General features: G+C 69.4%; 17 protein-coding genes and 1 tRNA gene. 10 read left to right on the plus strand and 8 right to left on the minus strand.

Features of this window, described 5'->3' with window-relative positions:
• Positions 1-163 precede the first annotated feature (163 nt).
• A complete protein-coding gene (locus AC07AZ_RS04975; RefSeq protein WP_478843877.1) occupies positions 164-865 on the minus strand; it encodes a DUF5324 family protein in 702 nt (233 codons plus the stop codon).
• Positions 866-1231: 366 nt separating this feature from the next.
• Here AC07AZ_RS04975 and AC07AZ_RS04980 point away from each other — a divergent pair, with 366 nt between their 5' ends.
• Positions 1232-1759 (plus strand): peptidylprolyl isomerase, encoded by a 528-nt coding sequence (locus AC07AZ_RS04980; RefSeq protein WP_478843879.1) that lies wholly within the window; start codon positions 1232-1234, stop codon positions 1757-1759.
• 115 nt (positions 1760-1874) lie between these two features.
• Entirely contained in the window at positions 1875-2783 is a 909-nt protein-coding gene (locus AC07AZ_RS04985; protein ID WP_478843881.1) for a rhomboid family intramembrane serine protease, read from the plus strand.
• A gap of 267 nt (positions 2784-3050) precedes the next feature.
• Here the strand turns inward: AC07AZ_RS04985 and crgA are convergent, their stop codons facing one another.
• Entirely contained in the window at positions 3051-3305 is a 255-nt protein-coding gene (gene crgA / locus AC07AZ_RS04990) for a cell division protein CrgA (RefSeq protein ID WP_478843883.1), read from the minus strand.
• A gap of 142 nt (positions 3306-3447) precedes the next feature.
• On the opposite strand from crgA, the gene AC07AZ_RS04995 reads away from it, so the two are divergent.
• Genes AC07AZ_RS04995 through AC07AZ_RS05020 form a run of 6 tightly spaced genes read left to right on the plus strand, consistent with a single transcriptional unit; the run spans position 3448 to position 7635 of the window.
• Positions 3448-4227 (plus strand): DUF881 domain-containing protein, encoded by a 780-nt coding sequence (locus AC07AZ_RS04995; protein ID WP_478843885.1) that lies wholly within the window; start codon positions 3448-3450, stop codon positions 4225-4227.
• Between the two features lie 28 nt (positions 4228-4255).
• Complete coding sequence (locus tag AC07AZ_RS05000) at positions 4256-4963, plus strand: class E sortase (RefSeq protein WP_478843887.1); 708 nt, start codon at positions 4256-4258, stop codon at positions 4961-4963.
• Between the two features lie 16 nt (positions 4964-4979).
• Positions 4980-5177, plus strand: a complete 198-nt coding sequence (locus AC07AZ_RS05005; protein WP_478844183.1) for a hypothetical protein — start codon at positions 4980-4982, stop codon at positions 5175-5177.
• Positions 5174-5812 carry an aminodeoxychorismate/anthranilate synthase component II gene (locus AC07AZ_RS05010; RefSeq protein WP_478843889.1) on the plus strand — a complete coding sequence of 213 codons (639 nt, stop codon included), beginning with the start codon at positions 5174-5176 and terminating at the stop codon, positions 5810-5812. The genes AC07AZ_RS05005 and AC07AZ_RS05010 overlap by 4 nt, the downstream gene beginning before the upstream one ends.
• On the plus strand, positions 5809-6882 hold the full coding sequence (locus AC07AZ_RS05015) for a class E sortase (protein ID WP_478843891.1): 1074 nt from the start codon (positions 5809-5811) through the stop codon (positions 6880-6882). Before AC07AZ_RS05010 ends, AC07AZ_RS05015 begins: the two co-directional genes overlap by 4 nt.
• A gap of 12 nt (positions 6883-6894) precedes the next feature.
• Entirely contained in the window at positions 6895-7635 is a 741-nt protein-coding gene (locus tag AC07AZ_RS05020) for a class E sortase (RefSeq protein WP_478844173.1), read from the plus strand.
• Between the two features lie 109 nt (positions 7636-7744).
• On the opposite strand, the gene pknB is transcribed toward AC07AZ_RS05020, so the two are convergent.
• The 6 genes from pknB to AC07AZ_RS05050 all read right to left on the minus strand — a co-directional run bounded on the left by pknB (position 7745) and on the right by AC07AZ_RS05050 (position 15904).
• A complete protein-coding gene (pknB, locus tag AC07AZ_RS05025; RefSeq protein ID WP_478843893.1) occupies positions 7745-9763 on the minus strand; it encodes a Stk1 family PASTA domain-containing Ser/Thr kinase in 2019 nt (672 codons plus the stop codon).
• Between the two features lie 169 nt (positions 9764-9932).
• Positions 9933-11399, minus strand: a complete 1467-nt coding sequence (locus AC07AZ_RS05030) for a peptidoglycan D,D-transpeptidase FtsI family protein (RefSeq protein ID WP_478843895.1) — start codon at positions 11397-11399, stop codon at positions 9933-9935.
• Positions 11396-12841, minus strand: coding sequence for an FtsW/RodA/SpoVE family cell cycle protein (locus AC07AZ_RS05035; RefSeq protein WP_478843897.1), 1446 nt, complete (start codon positions 12839-12841; stop codon positions 11396-11398). Before AC07AZ_RS05035 ends, AC07AZ_RS05030 begins: the two co-directional genes overlap by 4 nt.
• Before the next feature lie 27 nt (positions 12842-12868).
• Positions 12869-14428 carry a Stp1/IreP family PP2C-type Ser/Thr phosphatase gene (locus tag AC07AZ_RS05040; protein WP_478844175.1) on the minus strand — a complete coding sequence of 520 codons (1560 nt, stop codon included), beginning with the start codon at positions 14426-14428 and terminating at the stop codon, positions 12869-12871.
• Positions 14429-14526: 98 nt separating this feature from the next.
• Complete coding sequence (locus tag AC07AZ_RS05045) at positions 14527-15048, minus strand: FHA domain-containing protein FhaB/FipA (protein ID WP_356031730.1); 522 nt, start codon at positions 15046-15048, stop codon at positions 14527-14529.
• A 10-nt stretch (positions 15049-15058) separates the two neighbouring features.
• Positions 15059-15904 (minus strand): FhaA domain-containing protein, encoded by an 846-nt coding sequence (locus AC07AZ_RS05050; protein WP_478843900.1) that lies wholly within the window; start codon positions 15902-15904, stop codon positions 15059-15061.
• Positions 15905-16399: 495 nt separating this feature from the next.
• On the opposite strand from AC07AZ_RS05050, the gene AC07AZ_RS05055 reads away from it, so the two are divergent.
• Positions 16400-16483, plus strand: a tRNA-Leu gene (locus tag AC07AZ_RS05055).
• 332 nt (positions 16484-16815) lie between these two features.
• Complete coding sequence (locus tag AC07AZ_RS05060; RefSeq protein ID WP_478843902.1) at positions 16816-18252, plus strand: DUF2252 domain-containing protein; 1437 nt, start codon at positions 16816-16818, stop codon at positions 18250-18252.
• The last annotated feature ends 60 nt before the right edge of the window (positions 18253-18312 follow it).

The following is an 18312-nucleotide window of genomic DNA, read 5'->3' on the forward strand; positions in this document are numbered from 1 at the left end:
GGCCGTTCTTTCTTGTCCTCGGATCCCAGGGGGAAGCGGGGGGGGGGGGGGTCGGGGGCCCGCGACGATCTTCCCTTCGGGGGGGGTTGTGGGGGGGGGTGGGGGGGGGGCAGCCCCCCCCCCCCCCCCCCCCCCACAGCCATGTTGGCGAAAGTCGCCGGCGTCAGGGACGATCGTCGCGGTCCGCCGACTCCTCCTCCGCCTGCTTCGCCTGGACCTCAGGGTCCAGGACCGACTGGCCGCTGCCGTCCACCGACGTCAGCCGACTCGACTCCGGCACCTCCGTCGCGGCCGGTGGCTCCACCAGCCAGTCCGGGTTGGCCTGCTTGTCCCACCACTTCCAGGCGGCAAAAGCACCGCCCGCGACAATCCCCAGAATCGCCAGCCGCTTCGCGAGGCGGCCGGACCTGGCCCGCCGCTCGTGCTTACGCACCAGCTTCTGGATCTCCTTGGGTGAGACCTGCCCACGCAAGGCGACCAGAGCCGCGGCGGATCGCGCGGCGGCCTCGTCCCTCACAGGCACGGCCGCGGCCACCGCCTGCTCGATCTTCGGCCGGGAATAGTCGGCGGCCTGCCGGGCGGCCTTACGGGTTCGAACGGCGGCTTCGTGCGCGGCCTGGTCGACCTTCGGCGGCACATGCGTACGCGCCTGCTCCAGACGCGGCACCACATGCGTGTCGAGTTGGACGCGGGCCTGCTCGGCGGCCAGCGACACCTTGGGCGCGAGCCGTACGCGAGCCTCGTTCGCGTAGTGCGCGGCCCTGTCCTTGGCCGTGTCGGCGTACGGCGCCACCACTTCCGCGGCGTGCAGCACGCTGTCCTTCGCCGAGCCGGTCGCGGCGCGCACGCTTTCAATGCGGGTCACGGGTTCCTCCTCCTCGGTGGCGTATGGTATTTCGACTTTCCACGCTTCTACGGATCATGCCTGTCGGTGGCCCCCCGGGCATGCAGGGCGGGCATCCGGGTCACCCAAGAGGATGCCGAACCCACCTTCGATCACCGACCGCCTGAGAATCGATCATGTGGAATAGCGGATGAATACGGGGCAACGGGAGCTTGTCGTCGACAATGCCACGGATCCTCGCGCCGCGCCCCCGCCCCGACACCAGTCGGCCGGATTTATGACGCCCACCCGCCCCCGACACCCCCGCCGCACCACTTGTCGCCGGGCGACGCCCACCCGAACCGTGTAAGGATCGGTGGGGCACAGAAGCACAACGGAAGGCAGATCGTGGCCGAGCAGCTCTACGCCACCCTGAAGACGAACCACGGCGACATCGAAGTCCGGCTCCTGCCGAACCACGCCCCCAAGACGGTCAAGAACTTCGTCGAACTCGCCCAGGGCGAGCGCGAGTGGACCCACCCGGCCACCGGCCGGAAGTCCACCGACAGGCTCTACGACGGCACGGTCTTCCACCGCGTCATCAGCGGCTTCATGATCCAGGGCGGCGACCCCCTCGGCACCGGCATCGGCGGCCCCGGCTACGAGTTCGAGGACGAGTTCCACCCCGACCTCTCCTTCAACAAGCCCTACCTGCTCGCCATGGCCAACGCCGGCCCGGGCACCAACGGCTCGCAGTTCTTCGTCACCGTCTCCCCGACGGCCTGGCTGAACCGCAAGCACACCATCTTCGGCGAGGTCACCGACCCCGCCAGCCAGAAGGTCGTGGACACCATCGCGACCCTCCCCACCAGCCGCCCCAACGAGCGTCCCGTCCAGGACGTCGTCATCGAGTCGGTGGTCATCGAGACCCGCTAGACACCCCGGTTCCCCGGCCGAAACCCCGGCCCGCGCCCGAAGGGAACCATTCGCCCCGCTCGTCCGTAAGGATGGGCGGGGCGATGCACGTGTGTACGACGACTGAGGGGATCTCATGGACCAGGCGCCAGGCAGCCCGCAGGGCCCCGAGGACCACAGCGCCCAGCCGGCGCAGAACACGCCCGGCTGCTACCGCCACCCCGACCGCGCGACCGGCATCCGCTGCACCCGCTGCGACCGCCCGGTCTGCCCCGAGTGCATGGTCAGCGCCTCGGTCGGCTTCCAGTGCCCAGACTGCGTCCGCGGCACCTCCGGCACCGGCCCCGCCCCCACGGCCGCCCGGCCCCGCACCATCGCCGGCGGCACCGTCACCGCCGACCCCCGACTCGTCACCAAGATCCTCCTCGGCATCAACGTCGCGGTCTTCGTCGCCGTCCACATCCGGTCCTCGCTCCTGAACGACCTGGTCCTCATCGGCTCCTGGCCGCCGGCGCCCTTCACCCCCCACCAGGGCGTCGCCGAGGGTGAGTGGTACCGCATGGTGACCTCGATGTTCACCCACCAGGCCGTCTGGCACATCGGCTTCAACATGCTCAGCCTCTGGTGGCTCGGCGGCCCCCTCGAAGCCGCCCTCGGCCGAGCCCGCTACCTCACCCTCTACCTCGTCTCGGGCCTCGCGGGCAGCGCCCTGACCTACCTGCTGGCCTCCCCGACCAGCGCCTCGCTCGGCGCCTCCGGAGCGATCTTCGGCCTCTTCGGTGCCACCGCCGTCCTCATGCGCCGCCTCAACCACGACATGCGGCCGATCATCGCCCTGCTCGTGATCAACCTCGTCATCACTTTCGGCTGGAGCAACATCGCCTGGCAGGCCCACATCGGCGGCCTCGTCGCGGGCGTCGTGACCGGCTACGCCATGGTCCACGCCCCCCGCGAGCGACGTGCGCTGATCCAGTACGGCACCTGCGCCCTGGTTCTCGTCGTGATCGCGGGCATGACGCTTCTGCGCACCGCACAGCTGACCTGAGCAGGCGTTTTCCACAGCGTGTGGCGGATCTTGTGCATAGTGTGCGGGAACAGCTGTGCCCCCTGTCGCCGGCCCGTGTTTCCGCAGGTCAGGCAGGGGGCGAACAAGCTCTTGCTTGCCAGTCAGTCAGTCACACCGGCGTCAACACCCGAGAGGTTATCCACAGATCGTCGTTCTTTTTCCCCACCGTGTGGACAGTGTGGACAAGGCCTGTGGATAACTCAGTGGATAGCCGTGGGCAGAGGTGTGTTCACCACCTCGTGGCCCTTACTTCCACTGCGTCGAGACACCGAATCCGGCGGCGATGAAGCCGAAGCCCACGACGATGTTCCAGTTGTCCAGCTTGTCGATGGGCAGCGAACCGTCGGTCACATAGAAAACGACGATCCAGGCCAGTCCGAGAAGGAACAGGGCCAGCATCACGGGCGCGACCCATGCGCGGCTGTTCAGCTTGATCGCGGTCGCCTGCTTGGCAGGCGGCGGCGTGTAGTCGGCCTTCTTGCGGATACGTGACTTCGGCACGAGGGTCTCTCCTGTCGATGCGCTGCGTGGCCGCGCAGGGAACTGGCGTGGGCTCCGGGGCAGCGTACAAGGGGACACTGAGTGCTCCCCCGGGCGTCCGTTAGCGTAGTGCTTCCGCGCCGCCGAAGGAGATAAGGGTACGTTGAGCAATTCTGCCGACTCTCCGGGGACGGAGGCCAGCCCTGCCCGTGTGCGCCGTTTCCGGCCGGTTCGGGTCCTCACGGTGGGCGTCTTCGCGCTCGCGGGACTCATTTTCTTCACCAGCTTCAACACGGCCAAGGGCACCAACATCCGCACGGACACGTCCCTGCTGAAGCTTTCCGACCTCATCCAGGAGCGCAGCCGCAAGAACGGTCAGCTCGGCGACTCCAACGCGTCGCTCCGGGGCGACATCGAGTCCCTGGCGGAGCGGGACGACGGCAGCACCAAGGCCGAGGACGCCAAGCTCGCCGCCCTGGAGAAGAACGCGGGCACGCAGAAGCTCAGGGGTGACGCCGTCTCGGTCACGCTGAACGACGCTCCGCCGGACGCCACCGCGAAGCTCCCGGGGTATCCCGAGCCGCAGCCGGACTACCTGGTGATCCATCAGCAGGACCTCCAGGCGGTGGTGAACGCCCTGTGGCAGGGGGGCGCCCAGGGGATCAGGGTGATGGACCAGCGGCTGATCTCGACGAGTGCCGTGCGCTGCGTGGGCAACACCCTGATCCTCCAGGGGCGGGTCTACTCGCCGCCGTACAAGATCACGGCGGTCGGTGATCCCGACAAGCTGCAGAAGGCGCTGGCGGAGGCGCCGGCGATCCAGAACTACATGGTGTACGTCAACGTCTACGGGCTCGGCTGGAAAGTCGAGGAGGACGGGGCGGTGACTCTTCCCGGCTACTCGGGCACAGTGGATCTGCAGTACGCCAAACCCGTCGAGTAGGTCGTACGAGCCCGCTGGGGAGCTGCCGGTGCGCGTGGTGGTCAGGACCGTCAGCGAACTGTGCATCACCGTCGGCAGCCTGATCGTGCTGTTCGTGGTGTACGTGCTCTTCTGGACCGGGGTGCGGGCCGACGGGGCGATGGACCACCAGATCGACGTCCTCCAGGACCAGTGGGCCAGGAGCAGTGTCCGGCCGGCCGCGTCCGCGTCCGCCGGGAGCGGTGGACCGGGTGCCGCTGTCGCTCCGCGGGCGCCCGCCTCGTACTCGTACGGGAAGCCTTTCGCGATCATGTACATCCCACGCCTTGGTTTCACGTGGAACAAGCCGGTGCTGGAGGGCACCGGTACGGGGGTGCTGAAGAACGGGCTGGGCCACTACGCGCGGACAGCGCGGCTGGGGCAGCGGGGCAATTTCTCGGTGGCCGGTCACCGGCGTACGTACGGCGATCCGTTCAAGGATTTTCCCAGGCTGCGGCGGGGGGACGCGGTGGTGCTGACGGACGGGTCGACGTGGTTCACCTACCGGATCGACAAAGGGCCGTACAAAACCGTTCCGACGGACGTCGAGGTGATCGACGCTGTGCCACGTAAGTCGGGGTATACGCGTCCGGGCCGGTATCTGACGCTGACCACGTGCGATCCGGAGTGGGGGCACAGTCACCGGCTGATCGTGTGGGCGCACCTGGACTCCACACAGCCTGTGGAGGCCGGGAAACCAAGGGCTCTGCGCCGTTAGTCTGGTGCGGTACGGCGTGAGTCTGGTGCCGTGGTACGACGGAAGGGACGGCATGTACGGCTGGATCTGGCGGCATCTGCCGGGGAACGCGTGGGTGAAGGCGTTCCTCTCCCTGATGTTGGTGCTGGCCGTGGTCTACGCCTTGTTCCAGTACGTCTTTCCGTGGGCCGAACCGCTGCTTCCCTTCAACGATGTGACGGTGGACAACCAGTGAGTGCGCGGATTCTCGTCGTGGACAACTACGACAGCTTCGTCTTCAACCTGGTCCAGTACCTGTACCAGCTGGGCGCCGAGTGTGAGGTGCTGCGCAACGACGAGGTGTCGACGGCGCATGCGCAGGACGGTTTCGACGGTGTGCTGCTGTCGCCGGGGCCGGGCACGCCGGAGGAGGCCGGGGTGTGCGTCGAGATGGTGCGGCACTGCGCGTCGACCGGGGTGCCCGTGTTCGGGGTGTGCCTGGGCATGCAGTCGATGCAGGTGGCGTACGGCGGCGTGGTGAACCGGGCGCCGGAGCTGCTGCACGGCAAGACGTCGCCGGTGGAGCACGCGGGCCGGGGTGTCTTCGCCGGTCTGCCGTCGCCTTTCACGGCGACCCGCTATCACTCGCTCGCGGCGGAGCCGGGCACGGTGCCGGCCGAGCTGGAGGTCACGGCGCGGACGCACGACGGCATCATCATGGGGCTGCGTCACCGTGAACTGCCGGTGGAGGGTGTGCAGTTCCATCCCGAGTCGGTGCTGACCGAGCACGGGCACCGGATGCTGGCCAACTGGTTGCTGGAGTGCGGTGACCAGGGTGCGGTGGCGAGGTCGGCGGGGCTTGCCCCGGTGGTGGGCAGGGCCTCGGCGTGACCGCGTTGCGCCCCGAGCGCGAGGACGCGTACGGCGGTGACGCGTCGTACGGGGCCTACGGCGGTGACGCGTACGGCGGGGTGCCGTACGAACCGCCGATCGACGAGGAGACCGTGGCGCTGCGGATTCCGGAACCGCGGCCCCTGGCCGGTGGCTCCAGATCCGTGTCTGGCGCCTCGCCGGTCTCGCCTGCCACAGGAACCCCAGCGGGTGGCCGTGCGGCCCGCAGAAGGGCCGCCAAGCGCCGCGGTGGGCGCCATGGGGGTGTGTCCGAGTCTTCCGCGTCCGCCGCGTCCGCCGCATCCTCCGCGTCCTCCGCCGCCGACGGGCGGGAGGAGGGGCGTGCCGCGGCGCCGAGGTCCCGGATGGAGGCGCGGCGCCAGGCGCGGGCGCGGAAGCCCGGCGCGGCGGTCGTCGCGAGCCGGGCCATAGGCGAGGTGTTCATCACCACCGGGGTGCTGATGCTGCTGTTCGTGACCTACCAGTTGTGGTGGACGAACGTCCGGGCGCACGCGCAGGCGGACAAGGAGACGAGCAGTCTCCAGAACGACTGGGCGAACGGCAAGCGCGCTCCGGGCGACTTCCAGCCGGGGCAGGGCTTCGCCATCCTGCACATTCCGAAGCTGGACGTGGTGGTGCCGATCGCCGAGGGTGTCAGCAACAAGAAGGTGCTGGACCGGGGCATGGTCGGTCACTACGGCGAGGGCGCGCTGAAGACGGCGATGCCGGACGCGAAGACGGGCAACTTCTCGCTGGCGGGGCACCGGAACACCCACGGCGAGCCGTTCCGGTACATCAACAGGCTGAAGGCGGGCGACGCGATCGTCGTCGAGACGCAGGACGAGTACTTCGTCTACAAGATGTCGTCGATGCTGCCGGTGACGGCCCCGAGCAACACGACGGTGATCGAGCCCATCCCCAAGGGGTCCGGTTTCACCGCGCCCGGTCGTTACATCACGCTCACCACGTGTACGCCGGAGTTCACCAGCAAGTACCGGTTGATCGTCTGGGGCAAGATGGTCGAGGAACGGCCGCGCAGCAAGGGCAAGCCGGATGCGCTCGTCGAGTAGGGGCGGATGAACGTGGCAGCGACCACCGACGAGAGCGAGCGGCAGGACGAGCGGGCCGGCGCGCAAGTGCCGCGCCGGGGTGCCGGACGGGTCGCCCTGGCGGCCAGTGTCTTCGGTGAACTGCTCATCACCGCGGGTCTGGTGCTGGGTCTGTTCGTCGTGTACTCGCTGTGGTGGACGAACGTCGTCGCGGACCGCAAGGCGGACCGGCAGGGCGACAAGGTCCGTGACACGTGGGCGCAGGTGCGCGGCCCCGGCGCGCTCAACACCCGGAGCGGTATCGGGTTCCTGCACGTGCCCGCGATGGGCAGCGGCGAGGTGCTGGTCGAGAAGGGCACGTCGACGAAGATCCTCAACAACGGGGTCGCCGGCTACTACACCGACCCGGTGAAAGCGACGCTGCCGACCACCGGCCGGAAGGGCAACTTCAGCCTCGCCGCCCACCGCGACGGCCACGGGGCGAAGTTCCACGACATCGACAAGATCCGCAAGGGTGACCCGATCGTCTTCGAGACGAAGGACGAGTGGTACGTCTACAAGGTCTACGACATCCTTCCCGAGACGTCGAAGTACAACGTCGGGGTCCTCGGCGCGGTCCCCCGCGAGTCCGGCAGGAAGAAGGCCGGCCACTACATCACCCTGACGACCTGCACGCCGGTGTTCACGTCCCGGTACCGGTACGTGGTGTGGGGTGAGCTGGTGCGGGTCCAGAAGGTGGACGGCAACCGGACACCGCCGAGGGAACTGGGCTGAGCGGACTCCCGGGTGAGAGCCCGGCGGAACCCCGCTGCACGACGACTGAGCCCGGCCCCTGCGGACAGGGGCCGGGCTCTCGCGTGTCACGTCGTGCCGCCGGGGGAGGTCAGTCCTCCTGGCGGAACGCTGTGCCGGTGACGCCTCCGAAGAAGTTGGTGCCGCCGTCGTTGCCGCCGTTGTTGTTGCCGTTGTTCTGGCCGCCCACCGTCACGAGGTCGACGGAGCTGCCCTGGTCGACCTGGGTGCCCTGGGCGGGGTTGGAGGTGAAGACGACGGAGTTGTCGTCGTTCGAACCGGTGATGTTGCCGACCTTCAGCCCGGCCTGCTGGATCAGGTTCTTGGCGTCCTTGAGGGTCTGCCCCTGGATGTTGGGGACCGCGACCTTCTGCGGCTGCTTCGCCTTCCCGATCTGGATGGTGACCGTCGAGTTCTTGTCGGCCTGGGTGCCCGCCTGCGGTGAGGTCGCGATGACCTTGCCGACCTGGTTCTGGTCGTCGGTCTCGACCTCGGTGCAGTTGCCGGAGAGGTCGTTGTCCGACATCTGCGCCTTGGCGGCGTCACAGGACTGGCCGATGACGTCCGGGACGGTGGCCTTCTCAGCGGCCTTGGCGATGGTGAGGGTGATCGTCGATCCCTTCTCCACCTCCTTGCCCTTGATCGGGTTCTGGTCCAGCACGGTGTTCGGGTCGTCCGTGGACTCCCGCGTCACCGTCTTGACCTGGAACTGGTAGTCGTCGCCCTCGAGTTGCGAGGTGGCCTCGTCCAGCTTCAGGCCGATCACGCTCGGCACGGTGACCTTCGGCGCCCCGGTGGAGACGACCAGGTTGACACTCGTGTTCTTGTCGACCTTGGTGCCCTCGGCCGGGTCCGACGAGCAGACCTTGCCCTTGCTCTGGGCCTCGCAGGGCTTCTGGGAGATCGTGCCGACCTTGAGGTCGCTGTTGGTCAGCAGCTTCGTGGCGTCGGCCCTGCTCTGGCCCACGAGAGGGGGCACCGCGACGGTGCTGTTGCTCACCCCGTCGCCGCCGAAGATCCACTTGCCGATGAGGATCGCGCCGACGAGCACCAGGACGCCGGCCACGACCAGCAGGATGGTCGAGGTGTTCGACTTCTTCTGGCGGCGCCGGTCGGGGCGGTCGTCGTAGCCGTAACCGCCGTCGTCGGGGTTCATGGGCGGCAGCATCGACGTGGCGCCGGCGTCCGTGGAGCGCAGGGCCGTCGTCGCCTGGTCGTCCGGGTAGCCGCCGTAGCCCACGGATCCCATGGCGGCGGTGGCCGCGACGGGCTGGCCGTCGAGGCAGGCCTCGATGTCGATGCGCATCTCGTCGGCCGACTGGTAGCGGTAGTCGGGGTCCTTGGTGAGGGCCTTGAGGACGATCGCGTCCATCTCGGGCGTGATCTCGGCGTCGAAGACGCTCGGCGGCTGCGGTTCCTCGCGGACGTGCTGGTAGGCGACCGCGACCGGGGAGTCCCCGACGAACGGCGGTCGGACCGTGAGGAGTTCGTAGAGCAGGCAGCCCGTCGAGTAGAGGTCGGAACGGGCGTCGACCTGTTCGCCCTTGGCCTGCTCCGGGGAGAGGTACTGGGCGGTGCCGATCACCGCGGACGTCTGCGTCATCGTCATGCCGGAGTCGCCCATGGCGCGGGCGATGCCGAAGTCCATGACCTTGACCTGGCCGTTGCGCGTCAGCATGACGTTCGCCGGTTTGATGTCGCGGTGGACGATGCCCGCTCTGTGGGAGTACTCCAGGGCCTGGAGGATGCCGATGGTCATCTCCAGGGTCCGCTCCGGCAGCAGCTTGCGGCCGCTGTGGAGGAGCTCACGGAGCGTGGAGCCGTCGACGTACTCCATGACGATGTACGGGATCGAGACCCCGTCGATGTAGTCCTCGCCCGTGTCGTAGACCGCGACGATCGCGGGATGGTTGAGCGAGGCGGCCGACTGGGCCTCCCGGCGGAACCGGGCCTGGAAGGACGGGTCGCGCGCGAGGTCCGCGCGCAGCGTCTTCACCGCCACGGTACGGCCGAGGCGGGTGTCATGGGCGAGGTAGACCTCCGCCATGCCACCGCGGCCGAGCACATGGCCCAGTTCGTACCGGCCGCCGAGGCGACGCGGCTCTTCCATAGTTCCCTACCAGCCCTCTCCGTCGGTCCCGGCCTGCACGTGTGTGCGGCCGGAGGCTGCCGTCCGGGCATACCGTACCCGGATCGCACTGTGTGACCTGGCCAAGCCCGTCACCCGATACAGGACCGGTATCGCAACGTGCACCGATGTGAGGGGGACGTGATCGGGGTCACTGCTTGCTGTTGATGACCGCCTCCATCACGCTCTTCGCGATGGGGGCCGCGAGACCGCCGCCGGAGATGTCGTCACGGTTGGCGTTGTCGTCCTCGACGACCACCGCCACGGCGACCGGCGAGCTGTTGTCGCTGAGCTTGGCGTAGGAGAGGAACCAGGCGTACGGCTTCTCGCTGTTGTCCACGCCGTGCTGGGCGGTACCCGTCTTGCCGCCCACGGTGACGCCGTCGATCTGCGCGGCGGTACCGGTGCCCTCCTTGACGACCGTCTCCATCATCGACTGCAGGATCTGGGCGTTCTTGGAGGACAGGGGGCGGCTGAGTTCCTGGGGGTCGGTCTGTTCCAGGGTGTCGAGGTTGGGCGCCTGGAGCTTGTCGACCATGTAGGGCTTCATCAGCTTGCCGTCGTTGGCGACCGCGGAGGCGACCATGGCCATCTGCAGCGGGGTCGCGGCGGTGTTGTACTGGCCGATCGAGGACAGCGCGGTCTGCGACGGGTTCATGTTGTCGGAGAAGACCGACGCGTTGGAGCGGACCGGCGTGAACTGCTCGGAGTCGAAGCCGAACTTCTTGGCCTCCGCGAGCATCTTGTCGTTGCCGAGGTCCGAGCCGACCTTGCCGAAGACGCTGTTGCAGGAGTAGCGCAGGGCGATCCGCAGCGTCGCGTTCTTGCAGGGGATGTTCCCCTCGTTCTTCAGCGGGGTCGTGGTGCCGGGCATGGTCCAGGGCAGCGGCGACTTCGTGTTCTGGTCGGCCGAGGTGTACAGGCCGTTCTCCAGGGCCGCGGCGGCGGTGACCACCTTGAAGGTGGAGCCGGGCGGGTAGGTCTCGCGCAGCGCCCGGTTGAGCATCGGGTCGTTGGGGTTGTTCTTCTTGAGGAGCTTGTTCCAGGCATCCCCGTCGTTGGACCCGGCGATAGTGGAGGGGTCGTACGACGGGTAGGAGGCGAGGGCCAGGATCGCGCCGGTGGACGGGTCGATGGCGGCGACGGCGCCCTTGCCGCGCTTGGAGAGGCCGTCGTAGGCGGCCTTCTGGGCGGCGGCGTTGAGGGTGGTGACGACGTTGCCGCCCTCCTTCGGCTTGCCCGTGATCATGTCGAGGGTGTTGCGGAAGAACAGCCGGTCGTCGGTGCCGGTGAGGATGCCGTCCTCGATGTTCTCGATCTGGTTGGTGCCGTACGCCTGCGAGGCGAACCCGGTGACGGGCGCCCACATGGCGCCGTCCTTGTAGGTGCGCTTGTACTCGAAGTCGCCGCTGGAGGTCTTCTTGGAGCCGGTGATGGACTTGCCGTCGACGATGATGTCGCCGCGCGGGGTGGCGTACTGCTCGATCGCCACCCGGCGGTTGTTGGTGTCCGTGCGCAGTTCGTCGGCCTTGACGTACTGGAGCCAGTTGTCGCGCAGCAGCAGTGTGAGGACGAGCAGAGCGCAGAAGATCGCGATCCGGCGCAGGGGCTTGTTCATGACGGGCGGACCACCTGGGTCATCTCGGCGTCGGGGCTGGGGGCGGGGGTCGGCGCCGGGCGGCGCGCGGTGTCGCTGATGCGCAGCAGGATGCCGATGAGGGCCCAGTTGGCGATGACGGCGGAGCCGCCGGAGGCCAGGAACGGCATCGTCATACCGGTCAGCGGGATCAGGCCCATGACGCCGCCGGCGACGACGAACACCTGGAGGGCGAAGGCGCCGGACAGGCCGATGGCCAGCAGCTTGCCGAAGGGGTCGCGGGCGGCGAGGGCGGTGCGTACGCCGCGCTCCACGATCAGGGCGTAGAGCATCAGGATCGCCATGACCCCGGCGAGGCCGAGTTCCTCGCCGAAGGTGGCGAGGATGAAGTCGGAGTTGGCGGCGAAGCGGATGAGTTCGGAGTGGCCCTGGCCCAGTCCGGTGCCGAGGGTGCCGCCGGAGCCGAAGGCCCACAGGGCCTGCATGGCCTGCTCGGAGTGGATTCCGGTGGCGCCCGGGGTGCGGCTGAGCGTGTACTCCTTCATCGGGTCGAGCCAGGCCTGGACGCGCTGCTGGACGTGCGACTCGAAGCTGGCCACGCCGACGGCGCCGGCCGAGGACATCAGCAGACCGAAGACGATCCAGCTGGTCCGCTCGGTGGCGACGTACAGCATGATGACGAACATCCCGAAGAACAGCAGCGACGTACCGAGGTCCGTCTCGAAGACCAGGATCAGGATCGAGACGAACCAGACGACCAGGATGGGTCCGAGGTCGCGGCCGCGCGGCAGGTAGAGACCCATGAAGCGGCGGCTGGCGAGCGCGAGGGCGTCCCGCTTCACCATCAGGTAGCCGGCGAAGAAGATCGCCAGGACGATCTTCGCGAACTCGCCGGGCTGGATGGAGAAGCCGGCGACCGAGATCCAGATCTTGGCGCCGTAGAGGTTCTTGCCGAGGCCCGGCACCAGCGGCAGCAGGAGCAGGACGAGCGCGCCGACCATCGAGATGTAGGTGTAGCGCTGCAGGGCGCGGTGGTCCTTGAGGAAGATCAGCACGACGGCGAAGAGCGCGATGCCCAGGGCCGTGTACAGCAGCTGCCGTGAGGCCGCGTGACCTGCCTGGCCGATCGACTGGAGCAGTTTGGACTGGTCCAGGCGCCAGATGATGACCAGACCGAGTCCGTTCAGCAGCGTCGCCAGCGGCAGCAGCAGCGGGTCCGCGTACGGCGCGAACTTCCGTACGACGAGATGGCCGATGCCGGCCAGCAGGCCGAGGCCCAGGCCGTAGCTGAGCAGGCCGGCGGGGACCTTGTCGTTGATGGCCAGTCCCACGTTGGCGTACGCGAAGACCGGGATGACCACCGCGAACACCAGGAGCGCGAGCTCGGTGTTGCGCCGGCTCGGGGTACCGATGGAGCCGATGGTGGACGTGTGGTGCGTCGGTGTGTTGGTAGTACTGCTCATCGTGTGACAGGGCCTCTCACGGCTTGGCTACTGCTTGTCGCACAGCGAGACGACCTTCTGCTCCTGGTCGGAGAGGCTGGGGCCGGGGCTGGGGGTGGGCGCGGTCGTGGTCGGGGACGGTGAGGCCGTTCCCGACGCGTTCGGGCTCGGCGACGCCTTGGACGTGAGGGAGGTACTGGTGGTTCCCGTGGTGCCAGCGGTCTTGCCCGTGCTGGTCTTCGAGCTGTTCGCGGCGCCGGCGCGCTCGGCCTGCTTCTGGCAGGCGGAGGCCTGCACCGCGAGCTCGGAGATCTTCGACCGGGCGTCCGGCAGGCCGCCCTCCGCGATCGTCGCCTTGACCTGCTTCTGCTGGTAAGGCGGCAGGTACTTGAGTTCGATCTCGGGGTGGTCCTTCTCCACCTTCGACAACGACACCCAGGCGAGGTCCTGGCTGATGCCCCGGTACAGCGCGACGTGTTCGCCGTGGGCGCCGACGTAGTACTGCGTCTGCGTCCAGCGGTAGCCGCCGTAGAGGCCGCCGCCGACGACGGCGAGGGCGAGGACGGTGTAGAAGGATCTCTTCAGCCACCTGCGGCCCTTGCGGGGCTTGACGAAGTCGTCGTCGGTGTAGTCGTCGAAGCCGCCGGTCTGGATGTAACCGGTGGTGTCGCCTGAGCCGGGCGGGCCGAACCCGCCCGCGCCGCCCTGTCCGGGCACCTGGCGGCCGAGGCCGGAGGCGCGGCCGGCGGGCGTCTGCATGATGCCGTTGTCGTGGCCGGGGTGCTGCTGGTTCTCGGCGACGGCGCCGACGACGACCGGGGTGTCGGACAGCTGCCCGGCGAGGGTGTCCCCGGTGTCGAGGTCCAGGACGTCGGCGACGATCACCGTGATGTTGTCGGGGCCGCCGCCGCGCAGCGCGAGCTGGATCAGCTCCTGCACGGTCTCCTGGGGGCCCTGGTAGCTGGCGAGGGTGTCCTCCAGGGTCTGGTGGGACACGACGCCCGAGAGGCCGTCGGAGCAGATCAGGTAGCGGTCGCCGGCGCGGACCTCGCGGATGGAGAGGTCGGGCTCGACGTGCTCGCCGCTGCCCAGCGCGCGCATCAGCAGGGAGCGCTGCGGGTGGGTGGTGGCTTCCTCTTCCGTGATGCGGCCCTCGTCGACGAGGCGCTGCACCCAGGTGTGGTCCTGGGTGATCTGGGTGAGGACGCCGTCGCGCAGCAGGTAGGCGCGCGAGTCGCCGACGTGTACGAGGCCCAGGCGCTGGCCGGTCCACAGCAGCGCGGTGAGCGTGGTGCCCATGCCTTCGAGCTGGGGGTCGTCCTCGACCATGGAGCGCAGTTGGTCGTTGGCGCGCTGGACGGCGGTGCCGAGCGAGGTGAGGACGTCGGAGCCGGGAACGTCGTCGTCGAGGGCGACGATCGTCGAGATGGCCTCGGAGGAGGCGACCTCGCCGGCCGCGGCGCCGCCCATGCCGTCGGCGATGGCGAGCAGACGCGGACCGGCGTATCCGGAGTCCTCGTTGCCCTCCCGGATCATGCCCTTGTGCGATCCGGCGGCGAAGCGCAGTGACAGACTCATGCGCACCTCGCCCGTCGGCTCCGGGTACATCCGCACGGTGCCCACCCTCCGGTCGGGAGCACGCCGGGGCCCGGGGTGCCGGCCTCCGCGGCGTGCTCGCTCCGCTCGCACTCATTCATGACGTAGTACTACTTCCGCAGCTCGATGACGGTCTTGCCGATGCGGATCGGCGCGCCGGGCGCGATCGGCGTGGGGGTCGTCAGCCGCGTTCGGTCGAGGTACGTGCCGTTGGTGGAGCCCAGGTCCTCGACGATCCACTGGCCGTCGCGGTCCGGGTAGATCCTGGCATGGCGGCTGGAGGCGTAGTCGTCGTCCAGCACGATCGTGCTGTCGTGCGCCCGGCCCAGCGTGATGGTCTGGCCCTGCAGCGCGACGGTGGTGCCGGTGAGGGTGCCCTCCGTCACGACCAGCTTGGTGGGCGCGTTACGGCGCTGGCGGCCGCCCGATGCCTGTTGGCGCTGCGGCGGCGGTGCCGCCGCCTGTTGCCGGGCGGCCTGCTGCTGCGGCCGGCCGGATTCCCGTCGCGACCCGCGCTGAGTGACGCGCGTTCCGAACAGGTCGCTGCGGATGACCTGCACGGCCACGATCACGAACAGCCACAGAACGGCCAGAAAACCCAGCCGCATGACCGTGAGGGTCAGCTCTGACATTGCCCCCGCTTCACCCTTCGGCTTGCCGGTAAATGATGGTGGTACTGCCCACGACGATCCGCGAGCCGTCGCGGAGCGTAGCGCGGGTGGTGTGCTGCCCGTCCACCACGATGCCGTTGGTGGACCCGAGATCCTGGATGGTCGAGGGCGTTCCGGTCCGGATCTCACAGTGCCGGCGCGAGACGCCGGGGTCGTCGATCCGCACGTCGGCCTCGGTGCTGCGCCCCAGCACCAGCGTCGCGCGGGAGATCTGATGGCGGGTGCCGTTGATCTCGATCCAGTGGCGGGTGCGGGTGCCTGTGGGGACCGCGGCGGCGGGCCGCTGGCCGTGCGGCGCGGCGCCGGGACGGCCGCCGGGCGGCGGTGCGGCGGGCATGGGCGGGGCGCCGGCTGGAGCGGCGGCCGGCGGGTAGCCGTAGCCCCCGGGCCGGCCGGGGGCCGGGCTCGCCGCGGCGGGCCCGGGGGCCGCCTGCTGGTTGCTGGAGGACGCGAGCGTACGGCTGCGGACCCGGTACAGACCGGTGTCGAGGTCGTCGGCCTTCTCCAGGTGGACCTTGATGGGGCCCATGAAGGTGTAGCGCTGCTGCTTCGCGTAGTCGCGCACCATGCCGGCGAGCTCGTCGCCGAGCTGCCCGGAGTAGGGGCTGAGCCGCTCGAAGTCCGGCGTGCTCAGCTCCACGATGAAGTCGTTGGGGACGACGGTCCGGTCGCGGTTCCAGATGGTCGCGTTGTTGTCGCACTCCCGCTGGAGCGCTCCCGCGATCTCCACGGGCTGCACCTCGGACTTGAACACCTTGGCGAAGGTGCCGTTGACCAGACCTTCGAGACGCTGCTCGAATTTCTTCAGGACTCCCATGGGGCACCTCCTCCGTAGTCGCCGACGTCCTGCGGCCCGCTGAGCGGACCCTGCCCTGCCTTGTACTGCCGATACTGCTTACTGATCGTATCCACGCGCCGGTAAATCGGCTGGTTCCCCCTGTCGGCCCGGTCGACAGGTGTCGACGCCTGACGACGTTCCCGCCGGAGCTCGTCTTCGAACTCCTTGGGGCCCCGGTCCTGCCAAGGATCGTAGAGGCGGCCGCAGACCAGTGTCCCGCACCTGACTGTGGACCCCGCCCTGCTCCAGGGGAGACGAGCGGTACCGGTACGAGGTTGATACGTGAACCGGCCGACGTTGATACGTGGCCGGATGCCCGGCGGGTCGCCCGGGGAGGGGGCGGCCGGTGACGAAGGTGCTGGTGGGCGGCTGCCCCGCCGTAAGCGATGTGAACCCACCGCTGCCAGCGTGCTAATGTTCTGGCTGTCGGAAGGCGCCGCCCCCAAGGGGTCGGAGCCGGAAAACACACCCAATGCGCGGGTGGCGGAATAGGCAGACGCGCTGGATTCAGGTTCCAGTGCCCGAAAGGGCGTGGGGGTTCAACTCCCCCCTCGCGCACAGCTGAAAGCCCCGCAGGTCTCGGACCTGCGGGGCTTTCGCGTTGCCGCGCGGCGGTCCGGCCATGACCTGCTGGGTCAGGTGTCCGGGGGCCTGTGCCGACCGGTGGCCGGGGGCCTGTTTCGGCCGATGGCCGGGGGGCGAGCCGGATCGCACGAGGGCTCTGCGGGCCGGGGTCCGGGCGGCGCCGGGCGGGTGACCGGGATTACCTGGTGAGGACAATCACACGAGCCGTCGCGGAGTTGTCCACAGGGTCTGACGTGTTTCGGCCACCGGCTGTACGGTTCGCACGAGTTGATGTTCGTGCGGGCGGTACGGGGGAGGCGGTCGGCGTGAGCCAGGTCGATGCGGAGGAAGCGGCACGGGAGTCGGGGGAGTCGGCGCCCCGGCGGCTTCCCCGGGTGCGGGGTTTCGCCGAGTGGCCCGCCGGCGGGTCGCCCAAGAGCGAGGGCAAGGCCCTGCGCGAACAGATCCCGCGCGGTGCGCACGCCACGTTCGAACCCGACCCCGCCCGGCCCGACGCGGTGAGCGCGGTGGAGGAGTCCGGTCACGGCCGACTGCCCGAACTCACCCCGCTCCGGGTCGGACGGATGGCGGCCACGCCCTTCGCCTTCCTGCGCGGGTCGGCGGGCCTGATGGCCTACGACCTGGCACGCACCCCCGTGACCAGGATCCGCGCCCAGATCTGCGGCGACGCCCACGCGGCGAACTTCGGCCTCTACGGCGACGCCCGCGGCGGCCTGGTCATCGACCTGAACGACTTCGACGAGACGGTCCACGGCCCCTGGGAGTGGGACCTCAAGCGGCTCGCCGCCTCCCTCGTGCTCGCCGGGCGCGCCGCGGGCGCCGACGAGGACACCTGCCACAAGGCGGCACATGACGCGGCGGGCGCCTACCGCCGCACCATGCGCCTGCTCGCCAAACTCCCCGTCCTCGACGCGTGGAACGCCATCGCGGACGAGGAACTCGTCTCCCACACCGACGCCCACGACCTGCTCGGCACGCTGGAGCGCGTCTCGGAGAAGGCCCGCGCCAACACCAGCGGACGCTTCGCGGCCAAGTCGACGGAACCGTCCGAGGACGGCGGGCGCCGCTTCGTCGACGCCCAGCCGGTCCTGCGGCGCGTGTCCGACGCGGAGGCCGCGGCCGTCGCCTCGTCCCTCGCGGAGTACCTGACCACGCTCTCCGAGGACCGCCTGCCCCTGCTGGCCCGGCACGCCGTGCACGACGTCGCCTTCCGCGTGGTCGGCACCGGCAGCGTCGGCACCCGGTCGTACGTCGTGCTGCTCCTGGACCACCGGGACGAGCCCCTCGTCCTCCAGGTGAAGGAGGCCCGCCCCTCCGCGCTGCTGCCGCACCTGGCCGGCGCCGGCTTCGATACGCCCGAGGTGGCGCACGAGGGCCGCCGTGTCGTCCTCGGGCAGAAGCGCATGCAGGTCGTCAGCGACATCCTGCTGGGCTGGACGACGGTCGGCGGACGCCCCTTCCAGGTACGGCAGTTCCGCAACCGCAAGGGCAGCGTCGACCCGTCGGCCCTCGCCGCCGACCAACTGGACGACTACGGCCGCATGACCGGCGCCCTGCTGGCCCGCGCCCACTCCCACAGCGCCGACCCGCGCCGCGTCGCGGGCTACTGCGGCAAGAGCGAGGAACTCGACGAGGCGATCGCCGCCTTCGCCGTCTCCTACGCCGACCGGACCGAGGCCGACCACGCGGACCTCGTGACCGCGGTGCGCTCGGGACGGATCCCCGCGGAACTGGGCGTCTGAGGGGCGGGGCAGCGGGAAGCGGTGACGGACGGCCGGAAGGGACAGGCGGTGGAGGCGGGC

This window comes from Streptomyces sp. NPDC043878, assembly GCF_056435735.1.